Origin of the sequence: Mycobacterium sp. Marseille-P9652 (assembly GCF_902652685.1) — a bacterium.
Classification (GTDB): domain Bacteria; phylum Actinomycetota; class Actinomycetes; order Mycobacteriales; family Mycobacteriaceae; genus Mycobacterium.
This window is the reverse complement of record NZ_CACRUY010000056.1, coordinates 21524-30731: the sequence shown is the minus strand read 5'-3', so window position 1 is coordinate 30731 and position 9208 is coordinate 21524. Positions and strand designations below refer to the sequence as shown.

Here is a 9208-nt window from a genome sequence, read left to right as displayed (position 1 = left end):
GGGTGGCGGCGGCGATGACGTTCGCGGTGATCTTCACGGCCTGCTGCAGTTCGCGCAACACGGTCTGCGAGTTCTCCAGGTGACGCACCAGTCGCGGAGCCCCCGTGACCACCAGGTTCTCCGCCAATCGCCGGAACGTCTTCCACTGCGATTTCCGCCCAGACGCCATATTCGCAGCATAGACGCGAGCGGCCGGGCTCAACCGCGTCCGAGGGACTCGCCGAGTAGGTCACCGGGCCGCCGCCTAGATACCCTGGACGGGCGCACCCGAGCACAGCAGACCAGGAGATTCCCATCAGCAGTTTCGCCGACAAGACCTTCACCGCGCCGGCGCAGATTCGGAATTTCTGCATCATCGCTCACATCGATCACGGCAAGTCGACGCTGGCGGACCGGATGCTTCAGCTCACCGGCGTCGTCGACGAGCGCTCGATGCGCGCCCAGTACCTCGACCGGATGGACATTGAGCGGGAACGCGGGATCACCATCAAGGCGCAGAACGTCCGGCTGCCGTGGAAGGTTGGAGACGAAGAATTCGTCCTGCACCTCATCGACACTCCGGGCCACGTCGACTTCACCTACGAGGTGTCGCGGGCGCTCGAGGCGTGCGAGGGGGCCATCCTGCTGGTGGACGCCGCTCAGGGCATCGAGGCCCAGACGCTGGCCAACCTCTACCTGGCGCTGGACCGTGACCTGACGATCATCCCGGTGCTCAACAAGATCGACCTGCCGGCCGCCGATCCGGAGCGCTACGCGGGTGAGATCGCCCACATCATCGGCTGCGAGCCCGACGACGTGCTGCGCGTCTCGGGCAAGACCGGCGAGGGCGTGGCCGCCCTGCTCGACGAGGTGGTCCGCCAGGTGCCCGCCCCCCAGGGCGACGCCGACGCCCCGACCCGAGCGATGATCTTCGACTCGGTGTACGACATCTACCGCGGCGTGGTCACCTACGTCCGCGTCGTCGACGGCAAGATCGTCCCGCGCGAGCGCATCCTGATGATGTCCACCGGGGCCACGCACGAACTGCTCGAGGTCGGCATCGTCTCGCCCGAACCGAAGGCCAGTGACGGCCTGGGCGTGGGGGAGGTGGGCTACCTGATCACGGGCGTCAAGGACGTCCGCCAATCCAAGGTCGGCGACACCGTGACGTCGGCCCGCAACGGCGCCAAGGAGGCGCTGACCGGCTACCGCGAACCCAAGCCGATGGTCTATTCGGGCCTGTACCCCGTCGACGGCTCGGACTACCCGAACCTGCGCGACGCCCTGGACAAGCTGCAACTCAACGACGCGGCGCTCACCTACGAGCCCGAGACGTCGGTGGCCCTGGGCTTCGGATTCCGTTGCGGCTTCCTGGGATTGCTGCACATGGAGATCACCCGCGAACGGCTCGAGCGGGAATTCGACCTCGACCTGATCTCGACCTCGCCCAACGTCGTGTACCGCGTCATCAAGGAGGACGGCACCGAGATCGTGGTGACCAACCCGTCGGACTGGCCGGAAGGCAAGGTGCGCTCGGTGTACGAGCCCGTGGTGAAGGTGACCGTCATCGCGCCCAGCGAGTTCATCGGCACCATCATGGAACTGTGCCAGTCACGCCGGGGCGAGTTGGGGGGTATGGACTACCTGTCACCGGAACGGGTGGAGCTGCGCTACACAATGCCGTTGGGGGAGATCATCTTCGACTTCTTCGACTCCCTGAAGTCGCGCACCCGCGGCTACGCCAGCCTGGACTACGAGGAGGCGGGGGAGCAGGAGGCCCAACTGGTCAAGGTCGACATCCTGCTGCAGGGGGAGGCGGTCGACGCGTTCAGCGCGATCGTGCACAAGGACTCGGCGTCCGCGTACGGCAACAAGATGACCACCAAGCTCAAGGAGCTGATCCCGCGCCAGCAGTTCGAGGTGCCGGTGCAGGCGGCGATCGGCTCGAAGATCATTGCGCGAGAGAACATCCGTGCGATCCGCAAGGACGTGCTCTCCAAGTGCTACGGCGGTGACATCACCCGCAAGCGCAAACTTCTGGAGAAGCAGAAGGAAGGCAAGAAGCGGATGAAGACCATTGGTCGCGTGGACGTTCCGCAGGAGGCGTTCGTCGCCGCGCTGTCCACCGACGCCGCCGGTGACAAGGCAAAGAAGTAGCCGTGCGCATTCTCAGGCCGGTGACGGCGTTGTTCGCGGTCGCGTGGTTGGCGGGTTGCGGTGGTGTGGTCGAGGGCACGGCGAAGCCGGCGCCCAACCTCAAGCCGCGGCCGCTGACGGGCCAGACCGTCAGGAAGGTGCTGCTCGACGACGCGGCGTTGTCACGAATGCTCAACCAGCCCTTCGTCGCCCGCAATCCACCCGAGTTCGGCGGACCCGACAAGCTCTACCACCGCGACGACGCGACGCCGCCACCCAATTGCGTGGGCGTGACGGCGATGCTGCAGAAGAGCGTCTACCAGTCCGCGGACGTCCAGGACGTCGCGTCCGAATCGTGGTGGAACAACGGCGAGCCGGCGCAGGTGCTCACCGTGATCGAGGGTGTGGTCACGCTGCCGTCGGCCGCGCAGGCGCAGACGCTGTTCGGGCAGTTCTCGCAGCAATGGCAGCAGTGCTCGGGCACGACGACGACGGACCAGACGGGCCCGATCAGCACGACGAACGTCATCAGTGACGTCCGCGTCGACCCCTCGAAAAGCATTGTCGCGGCGACCAATACCGCGACGTCGGTGCTGCCCAACATGCCGCCCCTGCAGCCCACGCCGCAGGCGCGGGCGATCGGGGTGCAGATGAACTGCCTCGTCGAGGTGGAGGTCGTGTTCTTCGGCGGGCGACGCCCCACCGACCCCGGGTCGGCCAAGGTGGACACCAGCGCCATCGACATCGCGCGCGCCATGATGGACAAGGTCAACGCACTGAGTTGACGGAATAGCGTGTGCGGCAAGGATGAAGGGATGAGACCTCGCCGGCGTCGTCCGGCCGCCCTGCCGGTGGTCCTGCTCGTTGCGGCGCTGGTCACCGGTTGCACCACGACGACGCTCGGCACCGCGAGCCCGGCCCCGAAGGGGGCGTCGGGCACCGTGACCGGTCCCGCGATCAAGCGGGCGCTGCTCGACGGCCCTCGGCTGACGACCATGCTCAACCAGCCATTCGAGGCGGTCCCGCACTTCTCGCACCTCGGTGGCGCCGAGTTGCTCGACGACCGATCGGGGTCACCCGCCGAGTGCGTCGGCGTCGTCTTCAGGATGCAGAGATCCGACTACCAGTCCGCCGATGTCAAGAACATCGCCGACGAAGGGTGGGCGCACGGCGGTCGTGCCGTGAAGGTGGACATGGTGGTCGAGGACGTCGCCGCGCTGCCCACCGCGGGCGTGGCCGCCGCCCTGTTCGCAAAGTTGTCCGACCAGTGGAAGCGATGCGACGGCACGACGATGACCGATCCGTCCGATATCTGGTCCCAGAACGCGATCAGCGACGTGCGGGTCACGGATTCCGTTGCGGCGGCGACTGTTTCGCGCCGGGCCGGCGAGGAGCACCCGATCCTGACCGCCATCCCGGAAGCCCACGCGCTAGGGGTGCGGGGCAACTGCCTGGTCGAGGTCAACGTCATCTTCAGTCCCGTCTCCTATCCGGGGGACGAGGGATCGGCCGACATCGCCACGAGCGCCGTCGACGTCGCGCACGCGATCATGGACCGGCTCGACACTGCCCACTGAAGCGCCCTGCGAGAAGCGCGCGCTACATGGGTGCTACATGGGCGCGTTGGCGGGCTGGAACATGCCCGACCCGTCGGCCTCCTCCTCGGCGCGGATCACGTGCACGACGGCATTGATCAGCGCCAGGTGGGTGAACGCCTGCGGGAAATTGCCGAGCTGCCGGCCCGTGCGCGGCTCGATCTCCTCCGCGTACAGGTGCAGCGGGCTGGCGTAGGACAGCAGCCGCTCGCAGAGCCGTTTCGCGCGCCTGACCTCGCCGATCTCGACCAGGGCCGACACCAGCCAGAACGAGCAGATCGTGAAGGTGCCCTCCTCGCCGGAGAGCCCGTCGTCGGTCTCCTCGACGCGGTAGCGCAGCACCAGACCGTCTTGCGTCAGTTCGTCAGCGATAGCCAGCACGGTGTTGCGCACCCGCGGGTCGTCGGGCGGCAGGAACCTGGTGAGCACCACGAGCAGCAGTGAGGCGTCCAGGGCGTCGCTGCCGTAGCGCTGGGTGAACACTCCCCGCGAGTCGACGCCGTGTTGCAGGATGTCGGACTTGATCTCCTCGGCGATCGCGCGCCACTGCTGGGCGTAGCTCTTCTCGCCCTGCCGCTCCGCGAGCTTGGCCCCGCGGTCGAGCGCCACCCAGCACATCACCTTCGACGACGTGAAGTGCTGCGGCTCCCCGCGCACCTCCCAGATGCCGCGGTCGGGCTCGCGCCAGTGCTTGATGGCCTCCTCGACCTGCTTCTTGAGCACCGGCCACAGGCTTTCCGGGATCTGCTCGCGCGACTTGCAGTGCAGGTAGAACGAATCCAGGATCGAGCCCCAGATGTCGTGCTGGTCCTGGTTATAGGCGCCGTTGCCGATGCGCACCGGCCGGGCATGGTCGTACCCGGACAGGTGGTGCAGCTCCTCCTCGACCAGGCTGCGCTCGCCGCCGACCCCGTACATGACCTGCAGCGGATGGCGCTCGTTGTTGTTGGCGCCGGACACGTCGGCGATGAACGCGAAGAAGTCGTCGGCCTCGCGGTCCAGGCCCAGCGTGTAAAGCCCCCACAACGCGAACGTCGAGTCGCGGACCCACGCATAGCGGTAGTCCCAGTTGCGTTCGCCCTGCGGCGTTTCCGGCAGCGACGTGGTGGCGGCCGCCAGCAGCGCGCCGGTGGGCGAGTACGTCAGCCCCTTCAGGGTGAGCGCGCTGCGCTGCAGGTAGGCCCGCCACGGGTGGTCGGGGAAGTTGCCGATGTTGATCCACTGCCGCCAGCACTCGGTGGTCTGCCACATCTTGTCGGCGGCCTCTTCGTAGGTCTGCGGCGCCGGGTGCTTGGTCCAGCTCAGCGCGACGAACACGTCGTCGCCCTCTTTCATCCGGGTGCGCGCCCGCGCCTCCCGCCCTTCCAGGCCGATCCGCAAGTTGGTGGTCAGCCGCAGCGTGGGGTGGGCGTCGGGGTGCCTCGCGGCCCGGGCGATGGCCTCGCCGTAGGCGTTGGCCGAGTACTCCCAGGTCGCCCCGACGCGGTGGTAGTCGAAAGCCGGTTCGCAGCTCATCATCAGCTCGACCGTGCCGCTGACGCAGCGGACCGTGCGCAGCAGGATGTGCTCGGCGTCCCAGTCCATCGGGGTGCGGCGATGCGTCCTCGACCGGCGCTCGATGTCGTGCCATGGCCCCATCACCAGCGCGTCGCGCACGATGAGCCACCCGGTATGGGTCTGCCACGTGGTTTCCATGATCAGGCTGCCGGGCAGGTAGCGGCGGGCGGACGGCACGGAGACGCCGTAGGGGCCGAGGCGGAAGTGGCCGGCGCTGCGGTCGAGGATCGAGCCGAACACGCTCGGGGAGTCGGGCCGGGGCACGCACATCCATTCCACCGAGCCGGCCGGGGAGATCAGGCAGGTGGTTTCCCAGTCGGACAGGAACGCGTAGTCCGCGATGGGCGGAAACGGGTTGCGCAGCGTTCCCGTGGACGAGAAGGGCGCCGGCGCGCTGAAGTCGATGGCCGACGGGGCGAACGGCTCGGGGGCCGTCTTGGACACATCCGAGGCCACCTCCAACGCCTCCTGGGTCACCGAGTCGGCGGGTTGGTCGTCGGGTTCAACGTGCAGGACCATCCCGACATCATCGACTGTTTACCTGCCCCGCGTCTATTTTTTGCTCCAGACGTCCCCACGCCGGGCGCCCCGCGAATGCGGGCGCATGCTCGGGCAGCGGGCCGGCGGATTGGTTTCGGCTTCTGGGGCGCATAGTCTGGGCGCGATGGACGGGTTTCTGAATTGGTGGGACGGCAACGAGCTGTGGCTTTCGGGCCTGGCCTTCATCCTGCAGGCCATGGTCGTGATGCCCGTCGTGCTGGCGGTGGCCTACCTGACGGCGACCGCCATGGACGGCCTGCTCGGCAAGAGCATCGCGTTGATGCAGCGCGTCCGTCACGCCGACGGGACGACCGGGTAACCCCGATGCCTCGGTCGCACGTGACGTTGGTTCTCGTCACGCTGGTGGTGCTGGTCATCGTCACCTGGCTCCTGACGCACTAGCAAGTGATTTGCTGGGCGGTAAGCGACGGCCCGGTGGCGGGTTGCCGGATTCCTGTTAGGCTTCGCGACATGCATGTGGCACCCGGCGTTCCGGCCCCCGGTGTTTTCGTGCGCTGTTGTCGCTGACTCCTCATCCCGTGCGCGGTTGGTATGGAGTTGGTGAATCCTCGTCCAGTCGAGTGCCCTTCCGCAGCCCGGGATCAAAACCCCCCGAGTCCCGCACCGGAAGGCCACCACCCGTTGTCTAGAACTCCCGAGTCCACGACCGTCGAGGACATCGGCGGCGCACCGCGCCGACGGACCGCTCGACATGTTTGTGTCCTGGCGCTGACGACCGCCATTGTGGGTGTGGTCGCCGCGTGCAATCCCGGTGCCAGCGACGCTGTCGGCGGCGGTGGCCCGGCCAACGCGCACACCAGCATCACCCTGGTCGCCTACTCGGTCCCAGAACCGGGGTGGAGCAAGGTTATTCCGGCGTTCAACGCCTCCCCGGAGGGCAAGGGCATCCAGGTGGTCGCCTCGTACGGGGCCTCCGGCGACCAGTCACGCGGCGTGGTCGACGGCAAGCCCGCCGACATCGTGAACTTCTCCGTCGAGCCCGACATCACCCGGTTGATCAAGGCGGGCAAGGTCTCGAAGGACTGGAACACCGACGCCACCAAGGGAATCCCGTTCGGCTCGGTGGTCACGCTGGTGGTGCGGAAAGGGAATCCGAAGAACATCCGGGACTGGGACGACCTGCTGCGCCCGGGCGTAGAGGTCATCACCCCCAGCCCGCTGAGCTCGGGGTCGGCGAAGTGGAATCTGCTCGCGCCCTATGCCGTCAAGAGCCAGGGCGGCGCCAATAGCCAGGCGGGCGTCGACTTCATCAGCAAGCTGGTGCGCGAACACGTCAAGCTGCGGCCCGGATCGGGACGGGAGGCCACCGACGTGTTCGTCCAGGGCAGCGGTGACGTGTTGATCAGCTACGAGAACGAGGCCATCGCCACCGAGCGGGCGGGTAAGCCGGTCGAACACATCAATCCGCCGCAGACCTTCAAGATCGACAACCCGGTGGCGGTGGTGACCACCAGCCCGCACCTGGAGGCGGCGGTCGCGTTCAAGAACTTCCAATACACCGCCGACGCCCAAAAGGTCTGGGCGCAGGCCGGTTTCCGCCCGGTCGATCCCGCAGTCGCCGCCGAGTTCCGCGACCGCTATCCCTCGCCGGCCAAGCTGTGGACCATCGCCGGCCTCGGCGGCTGGGCGGCCGTGGACCCCGCGCTGTTCGACAAGAACTCCGGCAGCATCACCAAGATCTACACGAAGGCCACCGGATGACCGCCGCAGTCACCCCGGGTCCCGCGGCGATCCGGCCCGAGCTCGAGCCGCACGGCGCACAGCCGCGGCCGGGCCGGCGCGGCACGACTGCGCTTCGGCTCGGCGTTGCGACGCTGTGGCTTTCGGTGATCGTGCTGCTGCCATTGGCCGCCATCGCGTGGCAGGCCGCGGGCGGCGGCTGGCACGCCTTCTGGTTGGCCGTCACATCGAACGCGGCGCTCGAGTCCTTCCGCGTCACCCTCACCATCTCGGCCGGGGTGACGGTCGTCAACCTGGTGTTCGGCCTGATCATCGCGTGGGTGCTGGTGCGCGATGACTTCGTCGGCAAACGACTCGTCGACGCGATCATCGACCTGCCGTTCGCGTTGCCGACGATCGTCGCCAGCCTGGTCATGCTCGCGCTGTACGGCAACAACAGCCCGATCGGCCTGCACCTGCAGCACACCGCGTGGGGCGTGGCCGTCGCGCTGGCCTTCGTGACGCTGCCGTTCGTGGTGCGCGCGGTCCAGCCGGTGCTGCTCGAAATCGACCGCGAGACGGAGGAGGCGGCCGCGTCCCTGGGTGCCAACGGCCCGAAGATCTTCACGTCGGTGGTGCTGCCGTCGCTTCTGCCGTCGCTGTTGTCCGGTGCGGGCCTGGCGTTTTCGCGGGCCATCGGCGAGTTCGGTTCGGTGGTGCTCATCGGCGGTGCGGTCCCGGGGAAGACGGAAGTCTCGTCGCAGTGGATCCGGACCCTCATCGAGAACGACGACCGGACCGGCGCCGCGGCCATATCGATCGTGCTGCTGTCGATCTCGTTCGTGGTGCTGTTCATCCTGCGGATCGTGGGTGGGCGGGCCGCCAAGCGACAGGAGCTGTCGTGACGTCGTCTTCCCGGGTTCGGTACCTGATCCGGTTCGTCGGCCTGGCATACCTTTTCGTGTTGCTCGTGGTCCCGGTGGCGCTGATCCTCTGGCGCACCTTCCGGCCCGGCTTCGGGCAGTTTCTCGACTGGGTGAGCACCCCGGCGGCGCAGTCGGCGCTGGACCTGACGCTGCTGGTGGTGGCCATCGTGGTGCCGCTCAACGTGTTGTTCGGTATCCCGACCGCGCTTGTGTTGGCGCGCAACCGGTTTCGCGGTAAGGGCGTGCTGCAGGCGATCATCGACCTGCCGTTTGCGGTGTCGCCCGTCATCGTGGGCGTGGCCCTGATCCTGTTGTGGGGGGCCGCCGGTGCGTTCGGCTTCGTCGAGAAGGATCTCGGCTTCAAGATCATCTTCGGCCTCCCCGGCATCGTGCTGGCCAGCATCTTCGTGACCCTGCCGTTCGTGGTGCGCGAGGTCGAGCCCGTCTTGCACGAGTTGGGCATCGACCAGGAGGAGGCCGCGGCCACCCTGGGTTCGAGTTGGTGGCAGACGTTCTGGCGGATCACGCTGCCGTCGATCCGGTGGGGACTGACCTACGGCGTCGTGTTGACCGTCGCCCGCACGCTCGGTGAATTCGGCGCCGTCATCATCGTGTCGTCGAACCTCCCGGGGAAGTCGCAGACGCTGACGCTGTTGGTGGCCGACCGCTACAACCGCGGTGCCGAGTACGGCGCCTATGCACTCTCGACGCTCCTCATGGGTGTCGCAGTGCTGGTCCTGATCTTCCAAGTGGTGCTGGATGCCCGCCGGGCACGCGCGACGAAATAGGCCTGAC

7 protein-coding genes and 2 pseudogenes are annotated in these 9208 nt (G+C 67.5%); 7 read left to right on the top strand and 2 right to left on the bottom strand.

Annotation, left to right across the window (positions count from 1 at the left end):
• Positions 1–169: pseudogene (locus tag GPY60_RS27785) on the bottom strand (type II toxin-antitoxin system PemK/MazF family toxin); the annotation flags it as partial.
• On the opposite strand from GPY60_RS27785, the pseudogene lepA reads away from it, so the two are divergent.
• From lepA to GPY60_RS22145, 3 genes and pseudogenes are all read left to right on the top strand, one after another.
• Positions 151–2136: pseudogene (gene lepA / locus GPY60_RS22155) on the top strand (translation elongation factor 4). The pseudogenes GPY60_RS27785 and lepA overlap by 19 nt on opposite strands.
• Positions 2137–2138: 2 nt before the next feature.
• The gene (locus GPY60_RS22150; RefSeq protein ID WP_156689842.1) at positions 2139–2900 is read left to right on the top strand and encodes a sensor domain-containing protein; all 762 of its coding nucleotides are present in this window, start codon (positions 2139–2141) and stop codon (positions 2898–2900) included.
• A gap of 30 nt (positions 2901–2930) precedes the next feature.
• A complete protein-coding gene (locus tag GPY60_RS22145) occupies positions 2931–3692 on the top strand; it encodes a sensor domain-containing protein (protein WP_156689841.1) in 762 nt (253 codons plus the stop codon).
• A 33-nt stretch (positions 3693–3725) separates the two neighbouring features.
• On the opposite strand, the gene GPY60_RS22140 is transcribed toward GPY60_RS22145, so the two are convergent.
• On the bottom strand, positions 3726–5786 hold the full coding sequence (locus GPY60_RS22140) for a glycoside hydrolase family 15 protein (RefSeq protein ID WP_156689840.1): 2061 nt from the start codon (positions 5784–5786) through the stop codon (positions 3726–3728).
• A gap of 145 nt (positions 5787–5931) precedes the next feature.
• Between GPY60_RS22140 and GPY60_RS22135 the strand changes: the two genes are divergently transcribed.
• The 4 genes from GPY60_RS22135 to cysW all read left to right on the top strand — a co-directional run bounded on the left by GPY60_RS22135 (position 5932) and on the right by cysW (position 9201).
• Positions 5932–6126 (top strand): hypothetical protein, encoded by a 195-nt coding sequence (locus GPY60_RS22135; RefSeq protein ID WP_156689839.1) that lies wholly within the window; start codon positions 5932–5934, stop codon positions 6124–6126.
• Between the two features lie 404 nt (positions 6127–6530).
• Positions 6531–7529: a sulfate ABC transporter substrate-binding protein gene (locus GPY60_RS22130; protein WP_231639780.1), complete on the top strand. Its 999-nt coding sequence runs from the start codon at positions 6531–6533 to the stop codon at positions 7527–7529.
• The gene (gene cysT, locus GPY60_RS22125) at positions 7526–8392 is read left to right on the top strand and encodes a sulfate ABC transporter permease subunit CysT (protein WP_156689838.1); all 867 of its coding nucleotides are present in this window, start codon (positions 7526–7528) and stop codon (positions 8390–8392) included. Before GPY60_RS22130 ends, cysT begins: the two co-directional genes overlap by 4 nt.
• Entirely contained in the window at positions 8389–9201 is an 813-nt protein-coding gene (cysW, locus tag GPY60_RS22120) for a sulfate ABC transporter permease subunit CysW (protein WP_156689837.1), read from the top strand. The genes cysT and cysW overlap by 4 nt, the downstream gene beginning before the upstream one ends.
• Positions 9202–9208 lie beyond the last annotated feature (7 nt).

What these genes read in the sequence shown, in the direction of transcription:
- GPY60_RS22145 (WP_156689841.1), top strand. Translation starts at nt 2,931, where the DNA reads ATGAGACCTCGCCGGCGTCGTCCGGCCGCCCTGCCGGTGGTCCTGCTC.
- GPY60_RS22140 (WP_156689840.1), bottom strand. Translation starts at nt 5,786, where the DNA reads ATGGTCCTGCACGTTGAACCCGACGACCAACCCGCCGACTCGGTGACC.
- GPY60_RS22135 (WP_156689839.1), top strand. Translation starts at nt 5,932, where the DNA reads ATGGACGGGTTTCTGAATTGGTGGGACGGCAACGAGCTGTGGCTTTCG.
- cysT (WP_156689838.1), top strand. Translation starts at nt 7,526, where the DNA reads ATGACCGCCGCAGTCACCCCGGGTCCCGCGGCGATCCGGCCCGAGCTC.